The 17,014-nt window shown below is 53.2% G+C and carries 14 protein-coding genes; 5 read left to right on the plus strand and 9 right to left on the minus strand.

Features of this window, described 5'->3' with window-relative positions; genetic code table 11:
- The 5 genes from HPY71_14415 to HPY71_14435 all read left to right on the plus strand — a co-directional run.
- Window positions 1-731, plus strand: a 731-nt coding sequence (locus tag HPY71_14415) for an SIS domain-containing protein (GenBank protein NPV54685.1), incomplete at its 5' end; no start/stop codon positions are given.
- 582 nt (window positions 732-1,313) lie between these two features.
- Complete coding sequence (locus HPY71_14420; GenBank protein ID NPV54686.1) at window positions 1,314-2,207, plus strand: hypothetical protein; 894 nt, start codon at window positions 1,314-1,316, stop codon at window positions 2,205-2,207.
- A 622-nt stretch (window positions 2,208-2,829) separates the two neighbouring features.
- Window positions 2,830-3,078, plus strand: coding sequence for a hypothetical protein (locus HPY71_14425; protein NPV54687.1), 249 nt, complete (start codon window positions 2,830-2,832; stop codon window positions 3,076-3,078).
- Complete coding sequence (locus tag HPY71_14430; protein NPV54688.1) at window positions 3,059-3,838, plus strand: transposase; 780 nt, start codon at window positions 3,059-3,061, stop codon at window positions 3,836-3,838. Before HPY71_14425 ends, HPY71_14430 begins: the two co-directional genes overlap by 20 nt.
- Window positions 3,839-3,898: 60 nt before the next feature.
- The gene (locus HPY71_14435) at window positions 3,899-4,408 is read left to right on the plus strand and encodes a transposase (protein NPV54689.1); all 510 of its coding nucleotides are present in this window, start codon (window positions 3,899-3,901) and stop codon (window positions 4,406-4,408) included.
- Here the strand turns inward: HPY71_14435 and HPY71_14440 are convergent.
- The 9 genes from HPY71_14440 to HPY71_14480 all read right to left on the minus strand — a co-directional run bounded on the left by HPY71_14440 (window position 4,340) and on the right by HPY71_14480 (window position 16,640).
- Entirely contained in the window at window positions 4,340-4,861 is a 522-nt protein-coding gene (locus HPY71_14440; GenBank protein NPV54690.1) for a hypothetical protein, read from the minus strand. The genes HPY71_14435 and HPY71_14440 overlap by 69 nt on opposite strands.
- Before the next feature lie 369 nt (window positions 4,862-5,230).
- On the minus strand, window positions 5,231-6,274 hold the full coding sequence (locus HPY71_14445) for a galactitol-1-phosphate 5-dehydrogenase (protein ID NPV54691.1): 1,044 nt from the start codon (window positions 6,272-6,274) through the stop codon (window positions 5,231-5,233).
- Window positions 6,271-7,800, minus strand: a complete 1,530-nt coding sequence (locus HPY71_14450; GenBank protein ID NPV54692.1) for an FGGY-family carbohydrate kinase — start codon at window positions 7,798-7,800, stop codon at window positions 6,271-6,273. Before HPY71_14450 ends, HPY71_14445 begins: the two co-directional genes overlap by 4 nt.
- Window positions 7,801-7,849: 49 nt before the next feature.
- Window positions 7,850-9,028 carry a zinc-binding dehydrogenase gene (locus tag HPY71_14455; protein NPV54693.1) on the minus strand — a complete coding sequence of 393 codons (1,179 nt, stop codon included), beginning with the start codon at window positions 9,026-9,028 and terminating at the stop codon, window positions 7,850-7,852.
- A 39-nt stretch (window positions 9,029-9,067) separates the two neighbouring features.
- Window positions 9,068-9,985, minus strand: coding sequence for a polysaccharide deacetylase family protein (locus HPY71_14460; protein NPV54694.1), 918 nt, complete (start codon window positions 9,983-9,985; stop codon window positions 9,068-9,070).
- Between the two features lie 88 nt (window positions 9,986-10,073).
- Window positions 10,074-11,234 (minus strand): aminopeptidase P family protein, encoded by a 1,161-nt coding sequence (locus HPY71_14465; protein NPV54695.1) that lies wholly within the window; start codon window positions 11,232-11,234, stop codon window positions 10,074-10,076.
- Between the two features lie 151 nt (window positions 11,235-11,385).
- A complete protein-coding gene (locus tag HPY71_14470; protein ID NPV54696.1) occupies window positions 11,386-13,662 on the minus strand; it encodes a hypothetical protein in 2,277 nt (758 codons plus the stop codon).
- 480 nt (window positions 13,663-14,142) lie between these two features.
- Window positions 14,143-15,399, minus strand: a complete 1,257-nt coding sequence (locus tag HPY71_14475; protein NPV54697.1) for an MFS transporter — start codon at window positions 15,397-15,399, stop codon at window positions 14,143-14,145.
- Window positions 15,396-16,640 carry an ROK family transcriptional regulator gene (locus HPY71_14480; GenBank protein NPV54698.1) on the minus strand — a complete coding sequence of 415 codons (1,245 nt, stop codon included), beginning with the start codon at window positions 16,638-16,640 and terminating at the stop codon, window positions 15,396-15,398. The genes HPY71_14475 and HPY71_14480 overlap by 4 nt, the downstream gene beginning before the upstream one ends.
- Between the last annotated feature and the right edge of the window lie 374 nt (window positions 16,641-17,014).

The following is a 17,014-nucleotide window of genomic DNA, read 5'->3' on the forward strand; positions in this document are numbered from 1 at the left end:
CTGAGGTTATAAGACGTGCTCGCAGAGGCGGGGCGAGTACCGTAGCCATCACCAACAATATGGATTCGCTGTTGGCCCGCGAGGCGGAATTCACCATTGATTGTCACGCTGGCGTTGAGAAGAGTGTAGCCGCCACAAAGACATATCTGACCGAGCTTGCGGCCATCTATCTATTGTCCTTTTCCCTGGCGGGAAGGGAGGACCTTCTTGGAGAATTAAAGTCTGCCATAGCCCAAAGCAAACAAGCTCTCGAGGTCGAACCTTATGTTGCATCTATTGCTCCGCGTTACAGGTATATGGATCACTGTGTCATACTTGGCCGGGGATTCAATTATTGCACTGTGCTGGAGGCCAGTCTGAAACTCAAAGAAACCTGCTATGTGGTCGCTGAACCGTATTCTTCAGCGGATTTTCTCCACGGACCCATAGCCTTGATAGAGCCAGGCTTTCCCGCTTTTTTGATAGCGCCTCCCGGCAAGACATATCCGGGGATGGTTGACTTGCACGAAAAGCTCATAGAACGCGGAGCGGAGACGGTTGTAATCAGTTCTGTTGATGACCTGCTGAAAAAGGCAACGATTCCTATAAGGCTGCCTGTTGAGGCGCCGGAGTACCTGACTCCTTTATTTTACATCGTGCCAATGCAACTATTGAGCTATTATCTGGCAATCACGAAGGGTTTCGATCCGGACAAGCCTCGAGGGCTCAGGAAGGTCACGATGACCAGGTAGCGTAGCTGCAGGTCGCTCTGTGATCCGAGGCCCTTGGGTAGTAAGGCCTCGGATCAAAGCCGCCGGGACGGTATCACCCGCACCCGGATATCTGCTCCCTTAGTTGTAGTATGGCCTCGGATCAAAGCCGCTGGGCCGATACCACCCACACCCATGCAGCGGCCTCTCGGACTAATGTCGCCGGGAGGTGTACCCAACCCCCCCCCCCGCGCCGTTTTTCCTCGGGGCAATCATGTGAGACAGTCACTTTCGGTCGATGGCTGTTGGGAATCTGGAAGGCTATATCAAGAGACCAGAAATATAGAAGTCCTTCTTGACTTAGTGAGGCAAATAGCGGGCGTAGAGGAGGATGGGCATGGCCACTGAACAGGAAATAGTTAGACGAGAAAAGCTTTCAGCTCATGAGTTCGGGTTATATCCGCTGGATCCCAAATCATTCAGCGTCCCCGGGATATCCTAGCTCTCCAAGCCCCTTGATGGTAGCGAGTGTGGTGCGGCGAGGGACGTTGAGAAGCAGGTGCTGGCAAGAACCATATAAACCGATGTCTATTGGTTGATATTAATCAAAAGGCGGACGAACAGATGCAGGATATTGTTGAACTTCAGTCCTTGTTTGATTTAAAAAAAGTCGGTATAAGGCCAGATAAAGTAATAAGCGCAAAGAAAATCCATGAGAAACATGGCAACCAATTATGGCGTATAAAAAATCCTGAGAGTTCATTCGTGCTCAAGTTGTATTTTGATATCAACCAAGCAACTGAAATAAAATGTTACCCTTTGCTTAATGAACTTCAAATATTGACTTTACCTGTTCATGGTGCATGTGATAATGCACTTCTCCTAGAAGATTTGGATTGTAGCTTAATTTGGAGATTGGCTACAGCCGGTGACATGTATAACCCGGAGACGGGTATTGCAATGGCACAATGGTATTTAATGTTTCATGCTGCTGGAAGACAGTATGTTAACCGCAGCTATATTCCGGAATGGCTTAAACGAGAAGTTGACTGCTTAGACTCCAAGACTATTTATGGCATAGGTGTAAAATTTGGATATTCCCGGCATTCGGCATGGAAGTTGGCTGTTAATCATATTGAAGAACTGAAGCAGGCAATGAGAAGCCTCCCAGAGACTTTTAATTTTAATGACTTTCACTGGACAAATCTATCTTTATCCAGAGGGAACCCTTTAAGGGCTTTAATGTTTGATTACCACCTAATGGGAATAGGGCTTGCGTATAGTGATTGTAGAAATATTATCAGTTCTTTGGGATCAAAGGCTGTAGCTGCATTTTGGGATACTTATGGTCCTATTGATGAAAGGGAAAGATTATTCGATGATCCTACTTCCATTCTGTATGCTCTTTATGTTGCAATGCAACGACCAAAAACGCCAAGCTGGGCTAGTGAGTGTATATCTAAAGTTGAGAACGGTGAATTTGAAAGAAGCCTGAGAGCCGCATTAGAAATCGTATGAGGTAAGATCATTATTGCGGATACCAATTATAGCCACACCCGCCGTCATCCAGTATTTCCACCTCATGGACATATACATTGACATCCCGGCTCAATGGCACCGAATTGATCAGGGGAGAGATCCTTTCAAATCTGAAATCATCTCTCTAGCGAATCTATTAGGGAATTCCCCCCTGTCGGATAGGCCTGGGATTTTTTCGCCGGCGGCAAGAGAGACCCTATCATGCGTACCTATTAGAAACTGCCGTTGCAGCCTTGCTACAGGAGGCTTTTCCCTTTTTCACGGCCGGCGGAAGAAAGATCCCCTTCGACTGGGTCTTCACACAAAGGCGTTTCCCTGGTCGAGAAGGGGGGGATTCCTGGCTGGTAACTCTTTGAGCTAAATCAGTTGATTGCACAATTCCGCGTTGAACCAGGATTTATCCAGCCGCGGTCAGACTGGAACTTTGACGGGGTCCTAGGCTTCGCCGGAATGGGTGGTCGATTTACTCCGGAATATGCAACTTGACCTAAGTATCCTCGATCCTGGAAGCAAATTGGCGCTGCAGCGAAGCCTCGAGGATACAATCTTTACCCAGATATTTAGCCAAAACAGGTTTGATGAGGATTCACTTTATTAAGCCATGGATCAGTTGCATGAGCGCTTCTACGAAGTTCAGGAGGTATTGGCCAGAACTCGCAAGGCATCACCCATGTTGCTTCTCTATGACATAACGTGCACATACTTCGAAGGAACCCATGCTGATGATGCGGATTATGGCTATAGCCGGGATAAGCGCTGGGATCGTTATCAGATAGTAGTTGGTCTAGTATGCGACGGCGAGGGGTTACCGCTGGCCGTAGAGGTTTGGCCTGGCGACACAGCTGATTAAGGATACAGTAATCGAGCAGGTAAAATCGCTGAAGGAGCGCTTCAGCATCGATGATGCCGTATTCGTTGGGGACAAGGGCATGTACAGCGCAAAGAACATCGATGCCCTCATTGAGGCCGGATTCAAATATATCCTGGGGCTAGAATGGCGTGAGCAACGGGAACAACTTCTGGCACGTGGGCCGGAGCAATTGGGGCTATTTGATGCGGTCGGCATACTCGAGTGGGAGGATAATGGCATAAGATATGTTGGCTGTGCATCGGAATTCCGTCGCGAGCGTGATGCGACCCGTCGGAAGGAGGCCGAGGAAATTGCTCGGCAGGAATTGTTGGATGGGAAGTATGTGCTTGAGACCTCGGTAAGCAGGGAGAAGATGAATTCAGAGAAGATAAAGGAGTCATATCAGTCCCTTAAGTATGCGGAGCGGAGTTTCCGGCACATCAAGAGTTTCCTTGAGATTCGGCCTATGTATCATTGCCGAAGTTGGCGGATTAAAGCCCATGTGCTGATTTGCTTTCTCGCTTACTACCTTGTGAAGCAGTGCGGACTTGAGTTCCGTGCCAAAGGGGAAACGAGAGAAGTAGAGGAGATTCTCCGCTTCTGGGATAAGCTTCGTCTGAGCCAACATGTGCTACGGGCAGAGGGTTATGAATCCAAGGAGTGGAATTGGCAATTAGAGGAATTGGGGCTTAAGATCAAAAAAGAGATGGAGCAACTTGAGCTATGGAAATCAGTGGACAGGTATCGCTATAGTCTATAGCAAAAATATCATACTCGGTGAAACCCTCTATCTACGGGCTCTTTTTGGAGCCCGTTACTTATAAGGAGGGGGAACGTCGGTTATGAGAAGAAGGGTAAGGGGAAGGAAAAGGGCAGAATAGATAAAGAAGCCACTTATAAGGATATGTATGTACTGGTGAGCAATAACCTCAAGGCGGATAAAGAAATGGTTATCGAGACATATGGCCTGCGATGGGCTATAGAGTGTTTTTACCGTCATTCAAAGCAAGATCTGGGGTTAAATGACTGCCATTGCCGTAGCGAAGAGGCGGTGACCGCGTATACATCGCTGTTGTTCCTGGCGGAGACGATGCTTACAATTGTGAGGGCTGTGCAACAACGTATGGACCCTCAGGAGGTGATGCCACCGGGTGAGATTCTACGGAAAGTCTTTAGGGTACCGTGCATGTGTAGGAGGGAAAAGGGGCAGATTGAGATAATATTCGACCAAAATGTAGAAGGTTTCAAGACAATCCAGTATCTATGGGCGGATAACATTGAGTTGGAACTTTTCAACTGGGAATCTATGGGTTATACCAGGAGTGCCTAATGGAAATTCATTGCCAACAAGTAAGGAAGTCCTGTGGAAGAAAACCTCCAGATATTTCTCTGTGAACTTCCGGAGCGTGGTTTCCTCCCGTTTCATTTTGATATAGAAGGGAACCACCCCGTAATCCCGCCAGAACATGAGATTGACAAACCGGTCCAGCACCGCGCTTTTCCCCATTCGCCTTGGGGAGATCAGCGCCTTGCTCCGGGAGCGCCTGTTGGCGATGTTCTTGAACCATTCCTCGAGATAGCGCAGGATATCCTCCCTATCGGTGAATTCCTCCGGAGGCATCATCTCAGTGACAGGGTTGATATCGTGTGTCAATTCAAATTCCGGGGATGTCATACCTACCGCCAGCCTTCCAGGACAAGTGGTCTCGGGCGGTTTCATTATACCATATACAATGGCGGTAAAACCAGCCCCCATGAGAACTCTGAGTGACCTTCCTCGCACAGGTTTTGAACCTCCCCTGAATAAATTCAGGGGATTCCGGGTTTTACTTCCCGTGAACTTTCTCCTGTCCCGGGTACACGGTCGTAGAAGTCCTTGGGCCGTAGACCCGACTGCATACTGGCGGGAGATGGACCAACCGCGCCGGATTACACCGCATTTTACCGGGTGCAAGATTTAGCGGGTTCGAGCCTGATCCACTATACCGCCGTATAGGCGGCATGGGCGCCCACACGTTGCCAGGAAGGTCTTCCGGGCGGGTTTGGAGCCTGTCCGGCGTGAAATAAAACTTGGAATAAAACCTTGGGTAAGAAGGCGCGGTTATTGCCGCCGGTGATAACGGCCCCCCGGACCAGAAGCCAGTGGAGCACGTCAAGAGACAAACATCACCTTTACATTCCCGCGGCCTGAAGCAAAGGCTCTAATAGCATCTCCCGCAGCGGAGAGAGGAAGCCTTTGCGTTATGATCGGCTCTACCTTAAGGGCGCCGGATGCGATGAAATGGAGTGCCATCTCCCATTCCTTCCCTGGGAACGGGGCGCTGTAGGACATCCAGGACCCGAAAATAGCAAGCTCTTTACGGATGATCATCTCAAATACCGGCCCGGAGAAGGTAACATCCCGGGGCGATGTGCCTATGAGAACTACCTTTGCTCTGCGCCCCGCTACCTTTAGCGCTTCTACCTGTGTGGCAGGGTGGCCCGCCGTCTCAAACACATAACCTGCCCCTCCCCCTGTTTCCCCGATGACCGCCTCCTCCAAAGTAGCGCCTTCCCCCCGGGCATCCACCGCGACATCGCACCCAAGCCTCCTTGCGATCTCAAGCTTCTGGGGCACTACATCCACTGCTATGACCTTCCTGGCACCGAGTATTCTGGCCCACTGGAGTGCTAGAAGGCCTATGGTCCCAGCCCCAAGCACAACTACACTCTCGCCAGGAGTAAATCCCGAGATGAGCATGGCATGAAGCGGAACGGTGGCCGGCTCAAGCATAGCACCTGCCTCATAGGAGACGGAATCCCGGAGGTGAACCAGATTGCGTTCGGGCACCGCCACGTACTCAGCAAACCCTCCGTTGCGTCTTGAACCGATGAAGTCATAACCCATGCAAAGCGAAAAATACCCTTTCTCGCAGGATTGGCAGGTAAAACATGGAATAAGGGGCGCCACAGCGACACGCTCGCCCTGCCTGAACCGACCGCCAGACGTTTCCCCTGACTTACAAACCTCCCCTGATACCTCATGGCCGAGGATGATGGGGTAATAGTGCGCCCCGGAGCCTAGAGCCCTTACTATATCTGAACCACAGATCCCTGCAGCCCTGACATGCACCAGCACCTCGCCCGCGCCGGGAACGGGCTCCCCCATGTCTTCATATCTTATGTCCCCCGGCCCATGAACCACAACCGCCTTCATAATGCACCTGCCTCTTTTGTGCTTTCTCTGAGCTTACGGAAGGTATCCTTCAGGCCCTCATATGCAGAAAGGTAAATCTCAAAGAAGCCATCGTAAACCCTGCTTATCTCCTCACGGGGGTGGAATACGCGTTTTATGTGTACCATTTCCCTGATAGAAGTCACAATATCTCCATAAATCCCCACCCCCATGCCGGCAAGAAGCGCAGCGCCCCAGATGGTTCCTTCCTCCACGTCAGGCACGGCGACGGGCTTCCCTGTGACATCAGCCTTGATCTGGCACCAGACCTCACTTTTTGCAGCCCCACCAACGCTTATAAGCTGCAAGACCCAAGCCCCGGCCTCCTCGGCAACCTCGAGGTTATGTCTCAAAGCATAAGCACATCCTTCCATGATGGCCCGTACCACCTCGGCCCACGTCTTATCATAGGAAAGGCCAATCAAAACGCCCCTTGCATCCTGATCCCAGATCGGGGAGCGTTCTCCTGCCATATAGGGAAGGAAAACGAGCCCGCCTGAACCCGGACTGACCCGGGCCGCTTCGCGGCTAAGAAGTTCAAAGCCGCCCTCCCCGGGCCCTGTGGCAATCCGCCCGACCTGCCCGAAGGTCTCCAGAAACCAGCCTAACGACCCGCCGCCAACTGTTCCGCCCTGAAGGAGCCATACCCCAGGGATCACGTGAAACCCGAGGATAAGCCTTGGCGTTACCACCGGCCTATCCGTGCAGATGCTCATCCCGCCAGCCTGTCCTCCCTGCTCCTGGGTCTCGCCCGGGCGAGCCACACCCCCGCCCAGAGTAGCACACGCAGCATCAAGGCCGCCCGCCACGACAGGCGTACCCTCCGCAAGGCCAGTCTCGAGGGAGGCCTCACGCGTCACCTCTCCCACGACCGCCGATGGCGGGAAAAGCTCCGGGAAAAGCCCGGGTTCCAGCCCGAGTTCCTCCAGGATTTCGCCTGACCATTCCGCTCTTGCCATGTCAAAGCCATAGACCCCATAACCCTGGGAGATGTCCTGAGAAAAGGCCCCCGAAAGCTTCTTTACGATAAAGCTGTTGGACTGCAGGAATTTGAACGCGTTCCGGAAGACTTCAGGTTCGTTCCTTTTGAGCCAGAGGATCTTAGGGATACAGAAGGCGGGGTCAATGCGGTTCCCGCTAACCCTGAGCACCTTCTCTTCTCCAACCTTCTCCCGGATCTCCTCACACTCCGTTTCTGCACGCCTATCCAGCCAAATCATAGCCCTCCGGAGCGGCCGGCCCTGCGAATCCACGGGAAGGGCAGCCCAACTCTGGCCTGCAATTCCGATCCCGGCGATCTCACGAGGTTCCACGCTCTGCAAGACCGAACGTATGCCGCGAACCGCTGCCTGCCACCAGTCCCGGGGGTCCTGTTCAGCCCGGAGGGGCCCTTCCCGGTAGGTGGGGTAAGAATTTGACGCGCTGGCAAAGAGCTTACCCGAGGAGTCAAAGACCCCAACCTTTGTGCTGGAAGTACCGATATCTATTCCAAGGAGATAGTCAGCCATCAGTTGCCCCCTCACCCAGATGAATGCACGAGTTAACCCGACCAAAAAGTTACTCCGCTGCAGGCCCAATTAATGTAATCTTGATAGCCTCCTCACGTTCGGCGACCTCAAGCGCCCTATCGAGCTCGCCGATGGTAAAGTGATGGGTTATAAGCCTTGCGAATGGGATCCGCTTGTAACGTTTAAGGAGGCTGAACGCCTTATCGAACGTGCGTGGCGGGTTTGCGCTGAGCCCAAGGAGCCGTATGTTCTTTATGCAGATCTGCCTGCATGGGTCAATCCTTACCTTCTGTCCAGGGGTCACCGTATTCCCGACCTCAACCACAGTCCCAAGCCTTCTGACCGCTTCTACGGCTTCAACGAAGGCATCAGGGGTTCCGACGCATTCGAAGACCACGTCAGCACCATGGCCACCGGTGATCTCCCTGATACGTCTCACCCTATCTTCAGCCGAAAAATCCTCCGCACTCATGGTATAATCTGCAAACCCTAACTCCTCGGCAAGCGTCAGCTTGAACCTACGTCGACCGGTTAGAATTATCCTCTGCACTCCCGCTTCCCGGCAGGCTATCGCTACAAGTAAACCCACGGGTCCGGAACCCAAGATGCAAACGGTAGAATCGTAAGAAAGACCCTCTTCCATTATCCCCGGGCAGGTCTGGCTCAGTTCCACCGCCCGTAAAGCCACCCCGGTCGGATCCAGGAGGGAAGCCACATCCCAGGGCATATCCTCGGGCAACTTCCACATATAAGTTCCCGGGCGCAGATAGACATATTCCCCAAACCCGCCGTTAAAATGCGGGGCCAACTCACAGTTGGAATCATACAGGGGGTCCCCTATGTCCAGGATCTCAAATGGCATCCCGTAGACATACCCATTAGTGCACGTCATCGCACCCGGCTTGAATCTAAGGCACCCCCAGCAATGCCCGCAAGGGATCCATGGGAAAAGCACAACCCGATCCCCGATCTCAAGCCCGGGGTCGTTAAATACCTTCATGCTCTGACGGGCATTCTTGCCCATGGCCACGACCTTCCCCGCTATCTCATGGCCCGGAATCACTGGGTAAGGTGGAGATTGCTTATAGAGGTGTCTATCGGTTCCGCATACGCTTGCGGCCCCCGTCTCGAGAAGCACTCCATCGCCGTCAACCGAAGGTACCGGAAACCTTCTCTTCTCTATCCGGTGAGGCCCCGCCCACACTGAAGCCAGTCCTGTCTCGGACATACTCCCACCCCTTTCTGCGTCATAATTACGGCTACGGTTTTAACCCCATGCCTCCGCCAAATCCCGTGCGGTCATGAAGGATGAACCGATCTCGCGAAGCTCCTCGATGAGCTTTTCAAGCTCGGCAAGGGCCACGTCGCCGCAATTCCTGGTTATAAACTCATCAGGCATTACGCTCCCTTCGCCGTAATGGATTAGCCCCCTTGGCATCTCCATAAATTCCCAGGGATGCATATAGAAGCAAAGCACTGCCGGAAGGCCATGGTCTGCATTGTAACTTATGAAACTCTTAACGTGAGCCATCAATTTATCTGCGCCCTCGGTTCGGAAAAGCGGCCACTGGTCCCTATCCCGCCCGAATTCATCGTGGCTTTCCATGGCCATATCCGCAAAATTGGGGATCTCCAGAAGCTTCATATCTCCCTCTTTGGTCCAATCGTCCCGGTGAGGGTGATAGGGGACCAACCTTTCCCTGTAGTAGTAAAGCGGGTAAGAGGCGTCCGCTACATAGCCGAGTTCCTCCAGCGCCCTTGCCACCGCCGTGCTCCCCCAGAGCCTTGGACAGCGGAAAGAAACGACCTTCTTGCCGAGGACGTCCTCAACGCATTCCGTAGCCTTTCTGACCCTAAAGGGCACCTCCTCAGGGAGGAGGGGTTTGATGCCGGGGATCGGGAAAAGCTCATCTCCGATGGTCTCGTGGTAAAGGGTATGGCACCCCACCTCATGGCCCTCTGAATCCACACGCCGTAATATCTCGGGGAACTTCATGGCGACCTCTCCGGTGAAGAAGAAAGTAGCCTTGACCCCCGCTTTGCCAAGCACATTGAGAATCTTCGGGGTCCCGTAATTGACTCCCTCGTAGAACGGCGTCCAACTCCCAAGGTCCGTCTCCATATCGAAACCCAAAACGGTTATGATATCCCCTGCCTTAACCCTGCTGAACCTGCCATCAGCCATACCAACGCCGCCCTGTGGGCGGCCCGCCCCCTTTCTAGTAACGTGGTTTGCAGGCTGACCTTCGCATCTGCCCGTCCTCAGCATTGCGCTATAGCTCTATGACCTCGCGCCGGAAATCAGACAGTTCCTCAACCCCATCCCTCGTAACCCTTACCCCATCTTCAAACCGCAATCCCATGGATTCACCGCGAAGGAATATATCCACGCTGAAAACCATATTCTCTTCAAGAAGCCACTCAGAATTCGACTCTATCCAGGGGTGTTCACACTCCATAAGCCCGGTACCGTGACACGGCCCGTAAAGAAGCCAATCCCCGAATCCCAGACCTCGCACGGTTTCCCTGAAAACCCTGTCCACCTCTTTTGCCGGGATCCCGGCTTTCATAACCCGGAGAGTGGCAAGCTCCGCTTCAAGTCCAACCTTCATGAATTCCTTCACATCATCCGGGGCCTTCCCCAGGACAAATGGCCTTCCTATGCTGGAGGAATACCCGCCGACCCTCGCGCCCACCTGGATCTGGACCAGTTCGTTCTTCTGTATCTTCCGGTAAGTGGGTCGGCTGATGGCCTGGTTGGTATTGGGACCGGAAATACACCACATCGGAAAGCCCTCGGTCTCCGCCCCAGCCTGCATCATGGCCTCACGAGCAATGGAGGTCACCTCGATCTCGGTCATCCCCGGCCTTACCTTCTCAAGCGCTGCAGAGAGGCCGATCTTCGAAAGCCGGTAGGCTTCCCGGTGAAGGGCCAGTTCGTTTTCGCTCTTGATCATCCTCATCTTTATGAGAATCTCATCGGCCCTTATCACTTCCCCGCCCTTCATGGCATTTCTGATTCCCTCATATATGGGAATCGGGAGAATGCTATAACCGACAAGGCCAAGCCGCTCTATACCGCGTCCGTTCGAGGCCTCATCGAAAAGCTCCTCGAAGGTTGTAAGCTTCTCTCCCGGGTATTCAGGCTCAGAGGACTCGCGGTAAGCCAAAACCCTCCTGATCTTGGCTATTTTTGAGCGGGATCTCGCATATGTGTAGCTTTCGGGGCCTATAACCAGGATCGGTTCCCCTTCCACGGGCACAAGCACCCCAGCCGTCTCAAAGGCAGGCCAGTAGTCAGCCAGATACCTTACGTTCTGGGGTTCGGCCTCGTCCCCGTAGGTGATGAGAGCATCAAGCCCCCTCCTCGCGAGTTCAGCCTGGATTCTCCTGATCCGCTCTTCGAATTCCCATTTGGGTATTTCGACCATCATGATGAACACTCCCCCATTCCCTTACTGAAATGTTCTATGCTCAATGAGGAAAAGCCATCTCCGCGCAACCCGTCCCGAAAATGTTCCACCCCCGGGGGCATCCCAATACGCCTTTGGGTGCCGCCGCAGTCGGCATGGAAGGCCTATCCGCTTAACTCTCCCCAGCGGCGAGCTTCGCTCTGAACGTCGGGATCTCTTCCGTAAGCACCTTTTCTACCTGCTGAAGCTTGGCCTCGATATCCTGGACTGTATAGAGATAGCCGGGCTCGGGATGATAGCCGATCCGCGAATCCACCCTCACTATATCCAGGCATCTCCGGGCCGTCTCGAGTTCTCGCTTAAGTATATCCTCAATCCTATCCAGGAGTTCCCGCTTTCTGCCGGTGTCCGCTGTCCTATAAAGCTCGTCACGCGCCTCAAGGAATTCCACCAGGTTTACCGTGCTCTCGAAATGATACACGAACGCCTGCGCCACGTTGAAGTCCCGGAGTGCGGGAACCTTCAGATTGTCCGGCACAAGCGGCAAGGCCGTTTTATACTCTCCTATTCCCTTGTTCCATTCAGAGATCATCTTCTTGAAATATTTTAGGAGTATCCCTGTGCCGTAGACTGTCCAATCCAGGGAATCGCCAAAAGGCTGGCCGGGCACCCAGTTCGGCGGCATCGGGCGGTTCACCGGGGTGAAGTAAAACGGGTGAGCGGGCGCGCGGTTCATCGGGCCCTGGTCCGCCGCTATGCGGGCATGGAAGGGATAGTAGTTTATAGCGTCGCTGAAATGTCTCCACGCAGCCAGTATATGTGGGGCGGCTGCGCTGCCGAACTCCCTTTCGGCGACCTTCGCCAGGAATTCATCGGGGTTCGGCTTCGGAGACCAGCTATATCTTGCAGCAACCTCCGTGCAAATCGAAGGGTAATTCCCGAAAATCCAGCATCCAATGAATCCCGTAACCCCGGCATCCAGCATAGCCTCAAACTTGCGTGCGAGTTGATATGGAATAGGGTAATAAGGAACGGTCGCCAGTTCATGTGTGCTGGTCAGCTGAATCTTGGCGTAAATCGGAAGGCCATGCTTTCTCGCTTCGTCTCTCGCTTTAATGAACCTCTCGGATGGGCCTATGTACGAAAGGCTATATTCGTCGATATTCAAAGTTACATCTTCTAGGACTTTCTTGCCACCCCGCTCGAAATCGCCCATAAAGATGACATCTTTGGGGAGCTTCTCAATGATCCCAGGCTGGGGGTCGGGCCCATACATGCCCCAGCTCCAGTTCCAGACTATTACCCTGGCATCCGGGCTTGCTGCCCGTACGCCGTCCCGGATAAGAGTTATGACCTCAGATACGACTTCATCGGCCGGGCGACTCTTGCAGCGCGGGCAGGATATATTGATTCCCCGCGAGTAGCAGTGGGTCTTGTATTCAGAGGCATTGATTAGGATCACCCCTCCAAGCCCTGGGCAAGCCCGGAGGAGGTTCTCTGTTGCTTCCCGCAGGAAGGCCTTGACCTGAGGCTGGCTAGTGCAGAGGGAATGTGCCACCTTCTTAAGCATGTAACGCTCGTTGAGTTCCTCTACTGTAAGGTCATCATCCCCTACCCCGGGGTAAACGAACGGTATCGGCCCCCGCTCCGGTTCCCCTTTGAGGTCGGGATACTTCTCCCAGAATTTATCATCCGCGTAAAAGCCCATGGGCTCACACAGATAAAGGTAAACGTCGATCCCATATTTCCCTGCCCTCTTGATGAGCTCATTGAGCTTCCTCTGGCGTTTTTCGGCCGCAAGGCCCAGTTCTGGAAAGACGCTGGTCCTCACAGCTGTCCTCAGAATGCAATGAAGCCAGATCCCGTTTATCCCCTGGTGAGAAAGGCGGGCAAGGTAAGGTTCAGGGTAGGCATCACGCGGGTGGCCGAGCTCATCGTGGTAGATGCTGTAGTAACTCCGCAGGATACGGACTTCAAAGGCTGGGTTTCTTACAGTCTCCCCCCGGCGGAGGTAAGGGGCCTTCCGGATGCCCATGAGTTCTTCCAGGTGGTAGAGGGCATACATAGCGCCGCGCTCGTTTACTGTGTCGACCGCGATAGCGTCCTCCGCAATCCTTATCCGGTAACCGTCGGGCCCCAGTCCAGGATGGGCAGCAGGATCGGGATCTACATTGATAGTTATGACGTTTTCCGCCCGGCTCCCCTGCGGGACGATTACTGGATCACCAATTGGAACTCCCATAGAGTTATGCATGAACTCCCGGAAATCCGAAATGGCGGTATCAAGCACAATTCCAAACGGGCGGGATACGACGATCTTCCAATCACGATTTATCTCCGTTTCCTGTCCTCCACGGCTCACCGAAGGGTCTCGCAGGGGTTCGGTATGTAACTCCGTTTCGAACCATTTGACGAAATCAAAGGGCTTCTCCGGGCTGAGAAGGTACATGTGACCACCTCTTTTTCAGGTAAATTAAGACGTGATGCGGTTTATCTCAGGGGCGTCGCCGGTTTTGCTCTGTCGAGAATACGATCTGGGGAATGTCGGCCTGGCTCCGGCGAGACAGCATCAGTCTCGGGCCATCTCCACCTGCCAGGTTAAAGTATACACTTTTCATTCCAGAGAGTCAAGATTTATTTACGGCATAAATAAGGAGGATTCCCGAAAATATCGGGTTATATGCCTGGATCTCTTTTGTTTTTCCTGCGTCCGGACGGGTATTAATTTTCGATTAGAACTAATCCTCTATTGGTCCTCACCTGCTGGTCCTCACCTGCCGACTAGGCTTCAGCCTCCATTGTAGGGCGTTTAGGCCAAATACCCCCTATCCGTGTTTGGCTCAAAACGGGGTAGGCTGAGTAGTTACGCCGGTGGCAAAATACCCCCGTTCGCACTATCCCGACTGGTGCGAACTGAGCTGCCGCACAATCAGAGGGATGACTCTGGCTTTCTCCTGATCAGATATCCGAACCCTGTGCATCCAGCTATAGAAAGTATCCCTCCCGTAATTGAGATGGCGGGCCCCAGCCCCAAATGCTCTGCCGCAACTCCGATAAGCCACGGGAAAACCATTCCCCCGAATGAGCCCGACGCTATGATGACCCCAAGCGCAGCCCCGGCCTGACCTGGAAAATAATCCGCTGCAGTGGCCAGGATCGTGGGCCAAGTTCCCGCCATCACAAGCCCGATCATACCTGCGAGGATGACCATGTTAACCGGATCTGAAACCAAGTATAGGCCCGCGAACATCACAAATGAACCTGCGAAGCTAAAAAACACAAGTCTTCTCGGGTCAACCTTCAGTGTAAGCCAGCCACAGGCTAGCCTCCCTGGTATCATAGCTCCCCAGAAAACCGATAGGCTGAGCGATACGAGCGTATCCTGAGCCGCAAACCCGGATGATAAAAGATAAGAAAGCCAGGATGCAAGGCCCTGTTCAGCCCCGACGTATGCAGCCATGGAAAAGCTCAAAACCCAGAAGGTTGGATTCCCCATGAACTCAGAGAACTCCCGGAGTCCCAAACGGTTGACCCTGGTAAAGGGCGGGAAAATCTGCCCTGCCAGAAATGCGGCCAAGGCGAGAGCCAGGAGGCCAACTATAAAGTATGACCCGCGCCACCCGATACGGGAAGTCTCGCAATACGCCGCGAAAAATGGCACTACAAGAGCACCGAGGTTGAATGAGACCTGGGCCAGGTTCATGAGAAGGCCTCTATTCTCGGTCAAGTCGGCCATCAGCGCAGATACAAGCCCCTCCACAAGGCCCGCACCGATCCCGAGAAGGAGCATTCCTGTAAGGACAGAATAGTAACCTGGAGAAAACCCTATTACCAGAAGAGAAGCCCCTATGAGGACAACGCCGCCGAGGAAAGGCCCCCTGCGGCCCAGGATATCAGAGAGAGCCCCACCAACAAGGACGGATGTGGAATACCCGAAGAAATACGAGGTAAAAAACCAGCCGGCCCTGGCCGTCTCGATCCTGAAGGCCCCGGAGAGCGCCGGAAGAAGCCGCGGAGTGAGAAACGTAGCCCCGGCCAGGATAGCGACTGCAGCAAAGCACCCAGCCAGGAGTGCCCGGTTGCCCATAATGTCGCGAGCCGGGGCTGATCCGGCTTTACATATGGTGGCCTGTGCAACGGCATCGCTTGGTTCGACAGCATCTGCCTCAGCTTTCGTTGAGGTCACCCCCAGAGGCCTGTCTCCTCGCCTTCGCCGCGGCTGCGGCCATTGCCATTGCTCCCCCGCGGCATGTCCCCTTCACGCACTATATCGCAAAACCTAGGGGCCCCGAAAAATTCGTTCGCAGCGTTCAGTGCCGCCCCCAGAACTCCGCAATCCTCCCCGAACGAGGTCTTAAGGATTTTGAGATCCTTCAATGCATGCCGGTTTGCCCGCAGCATAATGGTACGCCTTGCTTCCTCAAAGACAGGCTCAAGCCGCTCGATAACTGCACCACCCAGTATAATCAGCTCCGGATTCAGAATATTCGTGATGTTACTAAGTGCGATGCCGATAAGTTGGCCCGTCTGAAGACAGATGTTAATCGCTACTTTATCACCCGAAGCTAACTCCTTAACAATGTCAAGCATCGCTTCCCCTTTGCCTATACCTGCGGAGAATTTCACATTTATGGTTGGGAAGGTAACGCCATTCTCAAGGCAGCCATAGTTCCCACAGGTACAGCGGCCCATGTCCTCATCAACAGTAGTGTGGCCGAGGAGCCCCGCCACGTTATTGTGACCCCTCAGGAGTTCCCCGCCAGACACGATTCCACATACGATACTAAATCCTACTGCCACGAAAATAAACTCCAGCGCATCTCTGGCCTTGCCCATCCATTTCTCGGCCACGGCCATCGCCCGGCCGCCCTCCTCAATTGTCGTGAGCACCCCCAGGCGTTCCTCGAAGTAGTCCTTAAGCCTTATACCCTCCCATCCGGTTGCATTTGGTATGTCAAGGCACACGCCGGAAGCCGAATCAACGATACCCGAGACGCCAAATCCTACGCCCGCCACCCGCGAAGGATCTATCCCGGTCTTATTAAGCAGTGATTGGATAACCCTATAGAGCCCTCCGGCCTTGTCATCACCCAGGTCCCTGGTGAGGATTTTCTCCCCAGTAAGCTTCCTCTTAAGGCTTGAATCGTAAACCCCAAACCTTGTGTGGTAAGCCCCTATGTCCACTCCGACGAAATAGGCCAGATCTGGATTTACAGACAGAAGAATCAGGGGGCGCCCACCCCCCTGCGAGAAATCCTTTCCGGTTTCGATGATGAATCCGGAACCTAAAAGCCTCTTCGTGACATTGGAAATGCTGCTAAAGGAAAGGCCACTTTTATCCACTAAGTTGTTCCGCGCGATCTCTCCGTGAAACCGGATAAGATTCAATATCAAGCGTTCGTTGTAATTGAGTTCCTCCCGTTGCATTGAGGTGTACCCATCCCTTCCCCGGGCTAATATTTTTCATCATCCGCATTCTGAAATATACTAGTTCCGATGGAACTCGTCAAGGTTAATACACGACTTGATGAACATCAGGATCCCTCCGCAGTGCCGAAGACACAACCTTAGTTCCACGTAAAGAAATATATCGCCGAAATTCTCCTAATAGGGGCGGGAAATCCTAAGTCGATATCAATTATGATCGCAACTGGATGTAAATTTTTCTTGATAACTGGACTTATGATATAAGGCCCCACTATATGGAATGCGGCAGCTAGCTGGGAGTCTGTGATGGAAACAGATAGCATGGAAAGAGTCGCAAAATTACTTCTTTGGCCATCCACTTGCCGTGCGTTGGT

This window comes from Bacillota bacterium, from assembly GCA_013178125.1.
GTDB lineage: Bacteria > Bacillota > SHA-98 > Ch115 > JABLXJ01 > JABLXL01.